The sequence below is a fragment of the Paenibacillus sp. JNU01 genome (assembly GCF_059130585.1).
The window spans coordinates 6093684-6108999 of the sequence record NZ_CP169723.1 but is presented as its reverse complement, the minus strand read 5'-3'; the positions used below and the strand labels follow the sequence as shown (position 1 = coordinate 6108999).

The 15316-nt window shown below is 44.5% G+C and carries 14 protein-coding genes; 2 read left to right on the top strand and 12 right to left on the bottom strand.

Features of this window, described 5'->3' with window-relative positions; all coding sequences use genetic code 11:
• Nucleotides 1-69 precede the first annotated feature (69 nt).
• The 8 genes from NLBNIHML_RS26855 to NLBNIHML_RS26820 form a co-directional block, all read right to left on the bottom strand.
• Nucleotides 70-780 (bottom strand): M23 family metallopeptidase, encoded by a 711-nt coding sequence (locus NLBNIHML_RS26855; protein WP_494353208.1) that lies wholly within the window; start codon nucleotides 778-780, stop codon nucleotides 70-72.
• Between the two features lie 315 nt (nucleotides 781-1095).
• Nucleotides 1096-2493: a Fe-S cluster assembly protein SufB gene (gene sufB, locus NLBNIHML_RS26850; protein WP_339240954.1), complete on the bottom strand. Its 1398-nt coding sequence runs from the start codon at nucleotides 2491-2493 to the stop codon at nucleotides 1096-1098.
• A 20-nt stretch (nucleotides 2494-2513) separates the two neighbouring features.
• On the bottom strand, nucleotides 2514-2945 hold the full coding sequence (gene sufU / locus NLBNIHML_RS26845) for a Fe-S cluster assembly sulfur transfer protein SufU (protein ID WP_017689537.1): 432 nt from the start codon (nucleotides 2943-2945) through the stop codon (nucleotides 2514-2516).
• Nucleotides 2935-4155 carry a cysteine desulfurase gene (locus NLBNIHML_RS26840; protein WP_494353207.1) on the bottom strand — a complete coding sequence of 407 codons (1221 nt, stop codon included), beginning with the start codon at nucleotides 4153-4155 and terminating at the stop codon, nucleotides 2935-2937. Before NLBNIHML_RS26840 ends, sufU begins: the two co-directional genes overlap by 11 nt.
• Nucleotides 4152-5456, bottom strand: coding sequence for a Fe-S cluster assembly protein SufD (sufD, locus tag NLBNIHML_RS26835; RefSeq protein ID WP_339260096.1), 1305 nt, complete (start codon nucleotides 5454-5456; stop codon nucleotides 4152-4154). The genes NLBNIHML_RS26840 and sufD overlap by 4 nt, the downstream gene beginning before the upstream one ends.
• Nucleotides 5457-5481: 25 nt before the next feature.
• On the bottom strand, nucleotides 5482-6264 hold the full coding sequence (gene sufC, locus NLBNIHML_RS26830; RefSeq protein WP_062833524.1) for a Fe-S cluster assembly ATPase SufC: 783 nt from the start codon (nucleotides 6262-6264) through the stop codon (nucleotides 5482-5484).
• Nucleotides 6265-6634: 370 nt separating this feature from the next.
• Nucleotides 6635-7210 carry a DUF1802 family protein gene (locus NLBNIHML_RS26825; protein WP_494353206.1) on the bottom strand — a complete coding sequence of 192 codons (576 nt, stop codon included), beginning with the start codon at nucleotides 7208-7210 and terminating at the stop codon, nucleotides 6635-6637.
• Nucleotides 7211-7334: 124 nt separating this feature from the next.
• A complete protein-coding gene (locus NLBNIHML_RS26820; RefSeq protein WP_095359041.1) occupies nucleotides 7335-7796 on the bottom strand; it encodes a Dps family protein in 462 nt (153 codons plus the stop codon).
• Nucleotides 7797-8094: 298 nt separating this feature from the next.
• On the opposite strand from NLBNIHML_RS26820, the gene mtnK reads away from it, so the two are divergent.
• Together mtnK and mtnA are read left to right on the top strand one after the other, a co-directional pair.
• Nucleotides 8095-9312 (top strand): S-methyl-5-thioribose kinase, encoded by a 1218-nt coding sequence (gene mtnK, locus NLBNIHML_RS26815; RefSeq protein WP_472478973.1) that lies wholly within the window; start codon nucleotides 8095-8097, stop codon nucleotides 9310-9312.
• 23 nt (nucleotides 9313-9335) lie between these two features.
• Entirely contained in the window at nucleotides 9336-10409 is a 1074-nt protein-coding gene (gene mtnA, locus NLBNIHML_RS26810; RefSeq protein WP_339240946.1) for an S-methyl-5-thioribose-1-phosphate isomerase, read from the top strand.
• A 118-nt stretch (nucleotides 10410-10527) separates the two neighbouring features.
• On the opposite strand, the gene NLBNIHML_RS26805 is transcribed toward mtnA, so the two are convergent.
• The 4 genes from NLBNIHML_RS26805 to NLBNIHML_RS26790 form a co-directional block, all read right to left on the bottom strand.
• The gene (locus NLBNIHML_RS26805) at nucleotides 10528-10830 is read right to left on the bottom strand and encodes a YunC family protein (RefSeq protein WP_017689545.1); all 303 of its coding nucleotides are present in this window, start codon (nucleotides 10828-10830) and stop codon (nucleotides 10528-10530) included.
• A 317-nt stretch (nucleotides 10831-11147) separates the two neighbouring features.
• Nucleotides 11148-11408 (bottom strand): hypothetical protein, encoded by a 261-nt coding sequence (locus NLBNIHML_RS26800; protein ID WP_339260091.1) that lies wholly within the window; start codon nucleotides 11406-11408, stop codon nucleotides 11148-11150.
• A 146-nt stretch (nucleotides 11409-11554) separates the two neighbouring features.
• Nucleotides 11555-13501 carry a DNRLRE domain-containing protein gene (locus NLBNIHML_RS26795; protein WP_494353205.1) on the bottom strand — a complete coding sequence of 649 codons (1947 nt, stop codon included), beginning with the start codon at nucleotides 13499-13501 and terminating at the stop codon, nucleotides 11555-11557.
• 23 nt (nucleotides 13502-13524) lie between these two features.
• Nucleotides 13525-15120: a hypothetical protein gene (locus tag NLBNIHML_RS26790; protein WP_494353204.1), complete on the bottom strand. Its 1596-nt coding sequence runs from the start codon at nucleotides 15118-15120 to the stop codon at nucleotides 13525-13527.
• Nucleotides 15121-15316: the final 196 nt, after the last annotated feature.

Sequence of the window (15316 nt, the reverse complement as noted above, 5' to 3'; positions counted from 1 at the left end):
CTGGTTCTGCCCCGAGGATTCGAACTATTCATAAAAATAAATCCTGTCGTTCCGAATGATCTATATATTCTAATCCGAATGAACCTGGATGCCTTTTTCCTTACGGTGCATGATAACAAGTAATCTCCAAAATTCATAACTGCCTTTGTCGTTCATAATAAACGGACGATAATAATCATAAGCTTGTTGCGCCCATGTGGGACAATCCATATTGGAAAGTTGCTTTTGTTGCTGAATCCATTCCCCTTGAATCTCCAGCGTCTTCTGCATGTCTTCAAATATTCTCTTCTGCTCAGCGGTCATCGGCGGAGCCTCCTGTTCCTGAGTCGCAGTTCCGTATTCGGCCGCCAGATATGCAGCGGGTTCCGTCACACCATCTTCACTGGCTGTATACCCGTAAGAAGGTGCACTTGTTTTACGAATCTCATAATGTACATGCGGACCAGTACTCTGACCCGTGCTTCCCTGATTACCGATCAGCTGGCCTCGTTTCACCAACTGTCCAACTGTTACGGCAATGCGAGAAAGATGACCATAACAATGCAAGTAGCCTCGATGATCTTGAAGGGCAACTGTAAGCCCATAACCGCCGAATCCGGAGCCTGTAACTCCTTCGGAAGCAAAACGTACCCTGCCTTCCATAAAGGCATAGACAGGGCCATTCCACGGCTCTGTTACGAGATCAATTCCGCGGTGAAATGTTTGTCCACCATGAATGGGATGAATGCGATAGCCGAATGAACTTGTAATCCGATATCCCTCGAAAGGGTTAACGCTCATACACTCACATCCTTTTCTATCATTACATGCTTAAATCTATGAAATGGCTTGTGCTATTGGTCTTATTTTATTACAAATAAGCATTGCTCAGACTAGGGTTAAGCATAGCAGTATGCTTTTTTAGTCAAATTCTTTTCCCTTATATTTCGTTCTATACTAGAATCTGATCATTAATATGTACAATAAATGAACAGAACAGTATAAAAAAAAGACCGAGGAATTCACCTCGATCTTTTTTAGTATTACATGATTTAAGTTAGGTCGGATTCAGGACGAGAACGTCCCGATCTGCTGAATAATCCTTTTTGAATGGGATTAACCAATAGAGCCTTCCATTTCGAATTTGATCAATCTATTCATCTCAACAGCATATTCCATTGGCAATTCCTTCGTGAATGGCTCAATGAAGCCCATGATGATCATTTGTGTAGCTTCTGCATCCGTCAGACCGCGGCTCATTAGGTAGAAGAGCTGATCCTCGGACACTTTGGATACCGTAGCTTCATGCTCCAGCATGATGTTATCATTCATGATTTCATTGTAAGGAATTGTATCTGATGTGGACTCATTATCGAGAATGAGTGTATCACACTTGATGTTGGATTTCGCGCCCTCAGCTTGACGTCCAAAGGAAGCCAAACCACGGTACGTTACTTTACCACCATGTTTACTGATGGATTTGGATACGATCGTAGATGTTGTATCCGGAGCCAAGTGGATCATTTTCGCACCTGCATCCTGATGCTGGTTTTTACCAGCTACAGCGATGGAGAGTACGGAACCTTTAGCTCCACGACCTTTCAGTACAACCGCTGGATATTTCATCGTCAGTTTGGAACCGATGTTACCATCGACCCATTCCATCGTTGCATTTTCTTCTGCAACCGCACGTTTCGTAACGAGGTTGTAGATGTTTGGTGCCCAGTTTTGAATCGTTGTGTAACGAACACGAGCATTTTTCTTACAGATGATCTCAACGACCGCACTGTGCAGTGAGTTTGTGCTGTAGATCGGAGCTGTACAGCCCTCTACATAGTGAACAAAGCTGTCTTCGTCCGCAATGATAAGTGTACGCTCGAATTGCCCCATATTCTCGGAGTTGATCCGGAAGTAGGCTTGCAGAGGCACTTCACATTTAACGCCTTTAGGCACGTAGATGAAGCTTCCTCCAGACCATACCGCACTGTTCAATGCAGCAAATTTGTTATCTGCTGGCGGAATAACTGTTGCAAAATATTCACGCAGGATTTCCGGATGCTCTCTGAGAGCCGTATCCGTATCCATGAAGATTACCCCTTGGTCTTCCAATTCCTTTTGCATGTTGTGATATACAACCTCAGATTCATACTGAGCCGATACCCCTGCAAGGAATTTTTGCTCTGCTTCAGGGATACCCAATTTATCAAAGGTTTCCTTGATTTCAGAAGGGACCTCTTCCCATGTTTTCCCTTGTTTTTCAGAAGCACGAACGTAGTACTGAATATCGTTGAAATCCAATCCGTCGAGATCTCCGCCCCATTTCGGCATCGGCATCTTTTCGAATTGCTTCAAGGATTTCAGACGGAATTCCAACATCCATTCCGGTTCGTTCTTAATCCGGGAAATCTCGGTAACTACTTCTGCAGTCAGACCTTTACCGGTTTGAAAGATGGATTTGTGCTCGTCGCGGAAACCATATTTATACTCTTCCATTTCTGGTGCTTTTTTAGCCATCTTGCTCTACCTCCCTATCGTTATTGTACTTTGTTCTCTTCGTCAATCCCTTTGCGTAATGCATTCCAGGCCAGAGTGGCACATTTGATGCGTGCAGGGAACTTGTTCACACCGGATAGGGCTTCGAGATCTTCATAATCGTCGAAATCGACTTCTTCACCTTTCATCAGTGAGGAAAAACGGTTAGCGATATCGAGTGCCTGTTCCATCGTTTTGCCTTTGACGGCCTCCGTCATCATTGATGCAGAGGACATGCTGATGGAGCAGCCTTCACCCGTATATTTGGCTTCCTGAACGATTCCGTCTTTCAGCAAAATTTGCAGTGAAATCCGGTCGCCGCACGTTGGATTGTTCAAATTCACCGTGACAGCGTCATTATCAAATGTTCCGCGGTTACGCGGGTTTTTGTAGTGGTCCATTATAACACGTCTGTACAGATCATCAAGTTGCATCGCCAAAGTACTCCTTTGTCTGGATTAAGGCGCTGACAAGCCGATCTACATCTTGTTCGTTATTGTATAGATAGAAGCTGGCACGAGCTGTTGAGCTAACTTCAAGCCAGCGCATTAGCGGTTGACAGCAATGGTGTCCGGCACGAATGGCTACGCCACTCGCATCCAGTACGGTTGCCACATCATGCGGATGAACATCCCCCAGATTAAAGGTAACAACACCCACATGCCGCTTCGCTGGGCCATAGATGGTTAACCCATCGATCTCGGCCAGACGTTCTGTTGCATAAGCTGCCAGCACACTCTCATGATGTGCAATCTCATCCATACCAATCTGTTCCAGGAAATCAATGGCAGCTCCCAATCCTACCGCACCTGCGATAATCGGGGTTCCACCTTCGAACTTCCAGGGAAGCTCTTTCCAGTTGGATTCGTATAGACCCACATCATCGATCATTTCACCGCCGAACTCAATAGGCTCCATGGACTCCAGCAGCGCCTTTTTGCCGTAGAGTGCACCGATTCCGGTTGGTCCGCACATTTTATGACCGGATAATGCATAGAAATCACAGTCCAGATCCTGCACGTCCACCTTCATATGAGGTGTGCTTTGTGCGCCATCAACAACGATGACAGCACCATTGCGGTGTGCAATTTCAGCAATTTGTTTCACAGGATGAATCAGACCCATAACATTGGATACATAAGCGATTGCTACAATTTTAGTATTGTTCGTAATCGTCTTCTCGACATCAGCCAGTTCAATATGACCGTCAGGCTGAAGCGGGATGTATTTCAATGTTGCACCTGTCTCCTTGGCAACTTGCTGCCAAGGAATCAGATTACTATGGTGCTCCATTTGCGTGATAACAATTTCATCGCCTTCTTTGCAATTGGCGCGGGCGTATGATGAAGCCACCAGATTCAGGGCTGTCGTTGTCCCGCGGGTAAAGATAATCTCCTGCGTACTACGTGCATTGATAAACTTGGCTACCTTCTCACGTGCGCCTTCGTAAGCGTCCGTTGCACGGCTTCCAAGGGTATGAACACCACGATGCACGTTGGAGTTCTCATACTCATAATAACGTTTGACCGCTTCAATCACAGCACGAGGCTTTTGTGAAGTTGCAGCACTATCTAAATATACGAGCGGGTGTCCGTTGATTTCCTGGTGGAGGATCGGGAACTGCTCGCGAATGGACGGGTTCATTGTCCCAGCTTCTTCTCAATCAGGGACTGCAATTGGGTACGCAGTGCTTCCAGAGGAATATCCGCCACCACCGGAGCCAGGAAGCCATAGATGATCAGGCGTTCGGCATCCGTACGGTTAATTCCGCGCGACATCAAGTAATGAATCTGCTCGGCATTGACTTGACCAACAGAAGCCGCGTGACCTGCTGTTACATCATCCTCATCAATCAGAAGGATTGGGTTAGCGTCTCCACGTGCTTTAGGGCTCAGCATCAATACTTTCTCTGTCTGCTGTCCATCAGCTTTGGTAGCGCCTTTCTCAATCTTCGTGATGCCGTTGATGATTGCAGAAGCTTCTTCACGCATAACTGCACGTGTAATCATCTGACTTGGCGTATTCTTGCCGAAGTGACGAGCTTCTGTGGTGTAGTTAATTTTCTGGGAACCGGAACCTACAGCGATAACTTTGGAGTCGGAACTTGATCCATTGCCTTTAAGCACAGTCATCGTGTTACTTGCTGTATCGCCATTGTTCATTTCACCAACGATCCACTCGATCGAAGCATCATTCTCCAAGACTGCACGACGGAATGAAACATCAGTTACATTCACACTCAGTTGATGAACCGATGCATAGCGTACTTTAGCACCAGATTTTGCGAATACTTCCACAACACCATTATGGAATACAGGTGCGGACAGTTCGCCGGATACATAGTTATCCACATAAGTTACTGAGCTGTTTGCTTCTGCAACCACGAGTACGTGAGGTGCAAACGTTGCAGATGCATCATCCGTAAGCAGCACTGCTTGCAGTGGTACTTCAATTTCAACATTCTTCGGAACATACAGGAACACCCCGCCGTTCCAAAGTGCCGCATGAAGTGCAGCAAGGGAATGCTCATCTGCTTTCACTGCTGTGTTCAGATATGGTTTTACCAAATCACTGTGTTCGCGAACCGCAGTAGCCAGATCCGTGAAGATAACTCCTTTTGCCGCCAGTTCAGCAGACACTTTAGAATATACCGCACCGGAATTGCGCTGGATAACCAGACTGCCTTCAGCTTGATCCTGAACCAGATCTTTGATAGAAGCAGGTACTTCTGTCAAAGAAGAAATAGCTTCACTTGCTTTATATGTTCCGTACTCGCTGACATTCCAGCGTTCGATTTTTTGTTTTTCCAGTTTAGGAAGCGCAAGCCCACTCGCAAGCTTCAAAGCTTCGAGTCGCTGTTCGGTCAACCAGCCGGGTTCATTGTTGCTTTCCGACAAGGCGCGAAGCGCTTCAGATTCAACCGGAAGAATTGTTTGTGTAGTCATTAATTAATCCTCCTCCGTTTTGTCTTTACGCTTCTTGACCTACAGTTTCGTCTGTAATTCCCAGCTCTTCCTTAACCCAGTCATATCCTTCAGCTTCCAGACGGTGTGCCAGTTCAGGTCCGCCGGATTTCACGATACGACCTTGCATCATAACGTGTACATAGTCAGGAGTAATGTAGTTAAGCAGGCGTTGATAGTGAGTGATGATCAAGAAACCACGATCTTCGCTCTTCATTGCATTTACGCCGTTTGCCACGATTTTCAGAGCATCGATGTCCAGACCGGAGTCAATTTCATCAAGTACTACGATTTTCGGATCAAGCAGCATCATTTGCAGAATCTCGTTACGTTTTTTCTCACCACCGGAGAAACCTTCATTCAGGTAACGGTGAGCGAACTCAGGGTTCATGTCGAGTTCTTTCATTTTACCTTCCATTTGACGAATGAACTTGATCAGGGAGATCTCGTTACCTTCGCCACGACGTGCGTTAATTGCACTACGCAAGAAGTCGGAGTTAGTAACACCAGCAATCTCACTTGGATATTGCATAGCCAGGAAGAGACCTGCACGTGCACGCTCATCTACTGCCATATCCAATACATCTTCACCATCAAGTGTAATTGTACCGTCGGTTACTTCATATTTCGGATGGCCCATCAATGCAGAAGCCAAAGTTGATTTACCTGTTCCGTTCGGACCCATGATTGCGTGGATTTCTCCACCTTTCATTTCCAGGTTGATGCCTTTCAGGATTTCCTTACCTTCGATCGTCGCTTTCAGACCTTCAATGACGAAATTCGTAGCCATGTGTATTGTTTCCCTCCATTGATTAAATTGATGTTTGCTGTCGAAAACGAAAAAGCGCCTATTATATCTGAACAGGGCTTCCCCTGAATTTCTCTTGTACTCGAATCTTCAAAGCAAGAACACTTTAGAATAATTCTAAACTGATTCTCAATGATAATCAAGCTATTTCCTAAGAGTGTATATTCCTTGAAGGAAACATTATTCTTTCTGATTCTATAATAAATACCAGATTGAATCAAATGAGAAAACATCTTCTGCCGAGATGGACAGTGAGAAAAATCACAGAAAATCAAGCTTTTATCATATCTGCTGCACACTAATCCAAAAAAGGACTTATCCATATTATGGACAAGCCCCTTCATTAATAATATTACAATTTGAGCATCTCGTTAATCTTCTGTACCTGTTCGTCAAAATCCGCAACGTCCACCACTGGCGTCATTTCGCGCGGCACCGGACCATTCGGAATAGAAATCCATGAGCGACAGCCATTATATTCAGGCAATACGGGGATTTCCATCGGTTCTTTCAAAAGGTACACACGTAAAATCAATACATGGAGCGGATCTTTCCGTTTCCATTTCAAACGGTTTTCGGCAAAATCCGCTGTCCACATATGAAAGTCAAGAAGTCGATCCAGCATCTCCTGATCTCGTATCTCCAGATCCTGCGTTACTTCGGCATAAGCAGTAATGCGGATTGTCGAAGCTTCGGGCACCCATTCGGCCAATGATTCTTCAACAAAGGATTGATCCGAGGACTTAATCAGTTCTTTACGCTGATGTTCATAAGTCGGATACAGGTAAAACGCCGGACTTTTCAGCTCAAAATGTCGGGTTTCCTCTACAATCCCACCTTTGCGCATCACCATAATTTGGCGACCCGTTTCCAGTGCTTTGATTGCTGAGGCCCATTCTTTTAAAGCCGGTATCGTTGGTTCTAACATAAGCTGTTCCTCCCCCATCGTTCTTGTCAGCAGTATAGACGCTCAGGGCGTTTCTGACAACATGATCGGGGATCAGAAAGCTTACGAAAGAATCATACTTGTATTAGATTAAATCTTGCTTGTATTAACCCAGGAAAGAGCGAAGCATCCACATGTGTTTCTCAAGGTCAGCCTTGAAGCCTGTCAGCATATCGGATGTCGGTTGATCTTCGGCTGCTTCTGCAACTTCAATACCTTCCTGATATTCGTTCGAAAGTGTAGCAAAGTCCTCGATCAGGTTTTGCACCATTGTCTTCGCGTCTTCGCCACCAGCTGCCTCCTGGATAGAGGAAAGCTCCAGATACTCTTTCATTGTAGCCGCCGGGCTACCTTTGAGCGTAAGAATACGCTCCGCAATTTCATCCATTTGCACGGTAACTTCGTTGTAGAACTCTTCGAATTTCACATGCAATGTGAAGAAGTTAGGTCCTTTAACGTACCAGTGATAGTTATGAATTTTGACATACAATACGTTCAGGTTGGCTACCTGACGATTAAGTACTTGTTCCACCGATTTCGCTTGATCTGTTTTGTTTTTTGTAGCCATATTAATCCCATCCTTTTATTTAAAATTAGCCTGTCATGCCGTGATAAGCAGGTTGTCCCGCAATGCATAACAGAGAGTTAATAATGTGTCACCGCTTGGTAGCGGAGAGGCTCATGATCAGCGTTTCTCACAACTGTCCGGCCTATTTGTTTTTACCCTTGAACAGGAAGTTCGAATCAGAATTAACTTGGGTTATCTCAAAAAAAAGTTCAAAAACCGCGCTATTTCCGATATACTGACATATACCAAGCAAAGAAGTGGGTTTTCCTGTTTCTTCATATATATGGAGGTGGCACCTTTGTCCCAATATCGCCCTTTAACCCCCCAGGATGCAATTGAACTGGCCAAAACATTACCGGGTCCATTTGCGGCAGATGCAAATCTGGATTGTCACGAGATCGGCGACGGCAATCTGAATTTGGTATTCCACATCACGGATCAGAACTCCGATAAAAGTATCATTATCAAACAGGCGCTTCCTTATGCGAAAGTGGTTGGAGAATCATGGCCACTCTCTCTTGTACGTGCCCGAATTGAACGTGAGATTCTTCAAGAAGAGTACCGTCTGTGTCCAGGGATGGTACCGGAAGTGTATCATTACGATGATGACCTCGCATTAACCGTTATGGAAGATCTGAGTGATCATGTGATCATGCGCAAGGGTCTGATTGAAGGTGTTTCCTATCCTCTTTTTGCACAGCATATTGGGGAATTCATGGCGAGAACGCTGTTCTTCACATCCGACTTGGGTATGGATCAGCAATTGAAGAAGGAACAACAGGGCAGATTCATTAACCCGGACCAATGCAAAATAACGGAAGATCTGATCTTTGATGAACCCTACCGGATCGCTGAAAAAAATAATTATGATGCTTCCATTGAAGATGAAGCTGACGCCCTTCGCACGGATGGGGAGCTCCACCTTGAAGTGGCCCTGCTGCGGGAAAAATTCCTGACACATGGACAGGCATTGCTTCATGGAGATCTGCATACAGGCAGTATTTTTGTTACACCTGAATCGACCAAAGTCATCGATCCCGAATTTGCATTTTACGGCCCCATGGGATTCGATGTCGGTGCAGTCCTTGCAAACCTGCTCTTAAATTACGCATCCCTGCCAGGATGGATTCAGGATGAGACTGCTTTACGTGAGCGTGAAACGCTTTTGCTGAATATGGTTCGTGATGTATGGACTGAATTCGAATCCCGTTTCCGTGCCCTCTGGGCTAACGACCTGGTGGATCCGATGGCAAAAACGCCTGGGTACCAGGAGCTGTATGTGCAGCAATTGTTCAGAGATTCGATCGGCTTCGCAGGTGCCAAAATGGTTCGTCGTATCGTGGGACTCGCTCACGTGGCGGATATAGATACCATTCCGAATGCAACTGAACGTGAACGTGCTCAGCGTAAATCATTGGCCATTGGTAAAGCGTTAATCAAAAACAATCGCCGTTTGAATACCATCGGTGAAGTACTGGATATTGTATCTACAGCGGTTACTACGACTAAGGCTTAACACAAGGAACGGAGGAACCACCCATGACAACCCCTGAATATCAGCCTCTGTCCTCTCTGATCTGGAAAAAGGACAAACTTGAAATGCTTGACCAGCGTCTATTGCCCGAAACCATTCTTATGCTGAAACTCTATACACCCGAGGAAGTATGGGAATCGATCCACTCCATGAAAGTACGCGGTGCTCCAGCGATAGGTATTGCTGCTGCATTTGGTGTTGTATTAGGTGCCAAATCATACGATGGAACAACCATTCAAGGCTGGCTGGATCATGTAAAATCCATCTGTGCTCATCTGGCGACTTCCCGTCCAACAGCAGTGAACCTGTTCTGGGCGCTGGATCGCATGATGCAAAGAGCAAATGTGGTCGTTGAATCCGGCTTGAGCCTGGAAGAGGGCAATGATGCCCTTGAAGTTGAAGCTCTGTTGATCCAGAAGGAAGATGAAGAAGTATGCCGCATGATCGGCGAGAATGCCCTACCTTTGTTCGAGGATGGTATGGGTGTGCTCACTCACTGTAATGCAGGCGGACTGGCTACAGCGAAATACGGTACGGCAACCGCTCCAATGTATCTCGCACAGGAACGCGGTATCCATTTGAAAGTATTTGCAGACGAGACTCGTCCTGTACTTCAGGGTGCACGACTGACTGCATTTGAGCTTCAGCAAGCCGGTATTGACGTTACGTTGCTCTGTGATAATATGGCAGGCATGGTGATGTCCAAAGGTTGGATTCAAGCCGTTATCGTCGGAACAGACCGGGTTGCAGCGAACGGTGACGTAGCTAACAAAATCGGAACCTACAGTGTGGCCGTTCTTGCCAAGGCTCACAACATTCCGTTCTATGTAGCCAGCCCATTGTCGACGATCGACTTGTCTACTCCATCCGGAGATCTTATTCCGATTGAGGAACGAGCAGCGGAAGAAGTCACTGAAGGATTTGGCAAACGTACCGCACCGCAAGGTGTTAAAGTATTCAATCCAGCATTTGACGTAACGCCTAACGAATATGTAACAGCTATCATCACGGAAAAAGGCGTTGTTCGCGCACCTTTCAAGGAAAATTTGGCTGCTTTGTTCGCAAAGGAAGAAGCTTAACTTAATAAGAGTATTCAAGAAGAGAGTGTCGTGTATAGCGTTGGTGCCTACGATGTGCCAGGCCAATATTACGATGCTAAAGAAGGGCTTCCCTTATGGGTAGCCCTTTTGTTAGTGATTAAATCATTTTCAACAAAGCCTCTACACCCGTCATGCCAACCGTAATGCCCATGGCCTCGGCCTCTGTTGTCACCGACTCCATAGGTGCATGCAATAACTGCTCCAGTGTACGCACACCAACCGCCCGAGCCGCAATAATTTTGCGATCCCCGAGCTTCTCATTAAGTAATCCCACATCGAGTGCTCCACACATGATATATCCTTTGGATGTATTAATGGTCAACAACGTTGTTTTGGGCAGCTTGACTTCTACCCCAACCAATACATGCTCTCCAACTACAATGGGCTCCATCGTCACCATAATTTCCCGATCCACCTCCTCTTCCACAGGTCACGATAATTGTATGCCTCATTCGGGATTGTCGTGTGGACACCTGCCGTGTTCGAGAAAATGTAGGTACTTATCTTTCGAATATTTTGTTGGTAATTCTTCTCGCAGACTTAGATGTAAAAGTATGTTTTCTTTGAAATATTAAAAAAGCCACCTCAGAAATGAGGCAGCTCTCATAATAATCATTTTTAAGTGTCTAAAAGTTTATCTCGGAGTGTTTGATAACATCTAATCAGCTTCTCGAGTTAAGAAGACGAGTTATTTTAACTGGTCAAAGTGGACCTACCTTAAAACGTATGCTCATCATTCTTTAATTTCCTTATCTCCGTTAACTCTCTTCTAATTCCCAGTACACGTCTATGAAGTACACTGCGGTCTACTGATTCAGCTACCGAATTTTTGAACTTAATATCCAATGCATTTAATTGCTCCTGAGCTAGTTTCTTTTTATGTATTGGCTCTACTTGAAGATTATCAGTTCCAGACTTGATCGTCCTCAATCTCTTCTGCTTCATAATTTGTTCAAATACACTGTCCTCTTGACGCATGGTCTTCATTCCTTAATATGTGATAAACACATTGTATCATAACGAGAAGAGGACTGTTACATAATAAAGTACAGATGCTTAGAGTCGGGCATGAGCCTAAACGCAAAAAAAAGAGGGCCACCGCCCTCTTTGATAGTTAACTCATTTTATAAAATGTAAAAATACGCTTGATTCCCTGGACTCTTCACAATCACTGTAGTCACTAAATCACTGGCATCCCGTTTACGGATACTTGTGATCGAACCTAACTCCTCATTCGCAATAACTCTAGGTAGGACATAAGCGGCCAGATCAGGCTTGGAAATTGTCATTTCAGTAGCCATATCCACAATCTGTCTCACATCTACCGTAGACTGCATATCCTTCCACTCTCGCACCTGAAGATAACCATCCAAGTATTCTCTTTCTTTGATACTAATGTGGCCATCCATTACATCCATATACTTGACCTCAATGCTCGAAAGTACATCAGGTCTGGAGATATATAATTGCCCAGGCTGTTCTTCCAAATAAGGAATCTCAAGACTCGCTGCCCTCTCATCATGATCTAATGCTCTGACTTGAAGAACACTATTCAGATCAGGTTTATTAACCTTAATCTCCGAAATGACAGTCGAATCACCGTCGTACATGACCGTTAGCAAAGCCCCCAACGTTGAAGTTGCTTTTGTATAATTGGAGACATCCAATGAAGCATGTAGATCAGGTATGGATACAATTAAACTCGTATCCCGTCCATCATGAAACAACTGTGATATCGTTAACGTGCTGACCAGAGACATTTGTCTATCTACTGTAATAACTGAAGGTAAGTCAGGATGAGAAACTGCGATTTCTACAATTTTTGCGTCGTCCAGACCTGTTCTAACCGCAAGATTACCGTCTGTATCCTTAGTTGTTCGTATAGCAGTAATGAACTGCGAATGAAGCTCGGGTTTAGAAACAGCAATCCATGTTTCCTTCTCTTCTGTTCTACTTTCAACAATAGAAATGTTCGAATCCAGTTCTGCATCTATACGTTTAGCTATAGTCAGGTCTGCATCCAGTTCCGGACGGCTGACCGCGATGACTTGAGGTGTATCATGGTGCATGTGATCCTCATAGCGGTGGATGTACAACTGAGATTTGAGCCAATCCAGCCCAATATCACTGTGTACAACTAACGATGAAGCTATATCTTTGCGACCTGCACCATAAATAAAAATTTCACTTCCGATTTCGGTTCGACCGATGGAATAGATCTGAGAAGTGATATATTTAATTTGCAAAACAGGTGGTTTGGAAGACTCGCGAGTGTTGAAATATATCGGCGTGTTACCTCTAGACTGAATAATCATTCCAACATTCGAAAGCATGCCTTCTCTCCACATCTGAAGTAAAGCCATCATATCAAACTCAACATAACGTTCAGTCGTATTAATAACATAACTGGACGATAAGAGCTGAATGGAATGAGGTCTGTTTGCATACGTAATTCCGTACTCCCGCCACAATGTATCCGGCTGATGCAGCTCAATATGTGCTCCAGGTGCCAGGGTTCCTGTATAATACAACCTCAATTTAGCTTTTTCCAAATATAACAGATCAGGTATTCTGGTATCCAAATCACCGAAATGTATGAATGATTCGAATTGTTCCATCTCGTCGCTGCCGATCATCATGCGCTGTGTATCACCAAAGTTGATTGTCTGCAGGTGAGTTTGACTTCGTGTGGTTGCATCAGCAACAGGCTTTAGGTCAACAGTCACACGAGGTGCTTCCAATAATTCGTATTTGCCGTGTGCACGGTTATGTGGCCGAACGTACAGCATGCCTTCAAGATCAACTTTGGATGCCGCTTGAATGGTTGCGCTCAGATCTCCTTGCGACTTGTACATCACATATAACGAATTGCTCAATTCCTGTGACCGTCTGACACGTACGGATACAGTAGAGACAACCTCGGATACTTTTCTTGTAGCAGCTATTAGGGTCGAAGACAGTTCTTCATCGACTTGATTGTAAAGGATATACTTTGCTGCAAAACGATTTTCCGGACTTTTAATATGTATAACACTATCTAATAGAGTCTCCTCGTTATTAATTCCACTCACTTCCTGTCTCATTGTATTGAGAGCTATACACGGTCTGCTGTGACCTTCATTTCAAAATTACCATTCGGGTTCGGCTTGGCATGAATATCCGTTGCGATGCGAATATAAAAATCGATGCTATCCTCCGGTTGGATCAGGCCATAGGTCAGATAATCGATCGGAAGAAACGGATCGGCCTGTCTGGATAATTGGACATCAACACCGTCCGTTTCAAATTTCTTATCCATCTCCAGGTAAACATGATCCACAGCATATCCGAGCATGTTTTTAATTCTGACTTTCTTCGTTAACGTCGTCTGTCCGGCAATAATCACCCCATAATCGAGTTGTTTCAAAATTCCGCCAAAGGTATCTGACAGAAAGTCTCCAGACTCATCCATAAACATTAATCCTGAATACGATCCGATAAACTTGGTTTCCCAGGAGTCTACGGCACCCCAATAATCCTGAAATTCAACGTTCAATGTATTCTCTACGCCAAAATGTACATTTCTCTCGTCGATATTGAGTTCGATATTGAATGGAGAAGCTGCTAGTCGTGTAAAATTGCCATCCGCCGGATAATACGTTTTACCGTTCAACAACACGCGGTACTTAACCTTGCCTTGATCTGCATCATCCAGCACACCTGTAAGTTTGTTACCAGAGAAGGTCAGGTCAATTGTGGCTGTGATGTTTAACAGTTGCAGTGACATATCTCTAAACTCCACTGCATGTCGCGGTGCATCAACGACCATCTTCACTTCATCAAGCAAATAGCTGTTTTCATAATGCTTGCTGCTATCGAAGTAGTAGGAAATTCGTGTCAAACCGATTAAATCCTTTTCAGGAATAGCGTTGAGTATCTCCAGATCCATTCCTTTTCTTTTGAATAGGGTGGTATTCTGGATATCCATATTAATCCACTTGTTGAAACGGTATGTCTTCCATGTGAGCCCCGAATCGAACGAAGCAGCCATTCTTAATATACCTTCCGGAATGTTCTCCGTTACTTTCGTAGCGACAACCTTTTTCACGTCTCCATATAACGCTATGTCTGTTGGTTGCACAATTAATTGCTCAAACGGTAGCGCGTCATACGTTAGCATCATGTCCCGATTACCGGCAATAACCTCTTCATCATTCGTCCACGTAACCACGTCAAAATCTCCCTCAAGTTCATCCAATGGGGAGTAGTTAGCCGTTATATTTAGTTCAGCTGACGTTTTATAGGGATCGTCTGTGTAATATAAAACGTCTACACTATCACCTAATTCATCATAGATGGTAAAAGGTTCAGTTTCAATTGTAATCGTTGATTCGGTTTGGTTGGGGTCATCAGTGTATTCAATAATTTTGATCTCTTTGTCTTCCCATTCTTCGGCTAGGGTAAAGGGTTCGGTTTCAATGTTGAAGGATGCTTCTGTTTTGGCTGGGTCGTCGGTGAAGTAGCATAATTCTACTTCGCCTTGAAGTTGCGCCCATGCTGATTCAGGTATGATGGAGATGTCGTCCATTCCAAAGTTTAAATAATCCTGCTCGGTGGGTAATCCTGAAGTTACTTGCCATTGTCCGCTTGCGTAATACTTGTAGGTTGAGCTGTCTTGAACTAAATACTTATGGTCATAGACCAAATCCATGAATTCAATCTCATGAATATTGATTACCTCAGAAGTGTTATTTCTTGTTACCCGAACTCTATAGTTGAGATAGGCTTTAGCGGGAGCGATATTAAAAGTGACTTTTCTACTGCTTGCCCATGATGCGACTACATAATCATTTCTTGTGTCAATTAGGTCCCATGTAACTGCATCATTACTTGCTTCTAGAACCCAA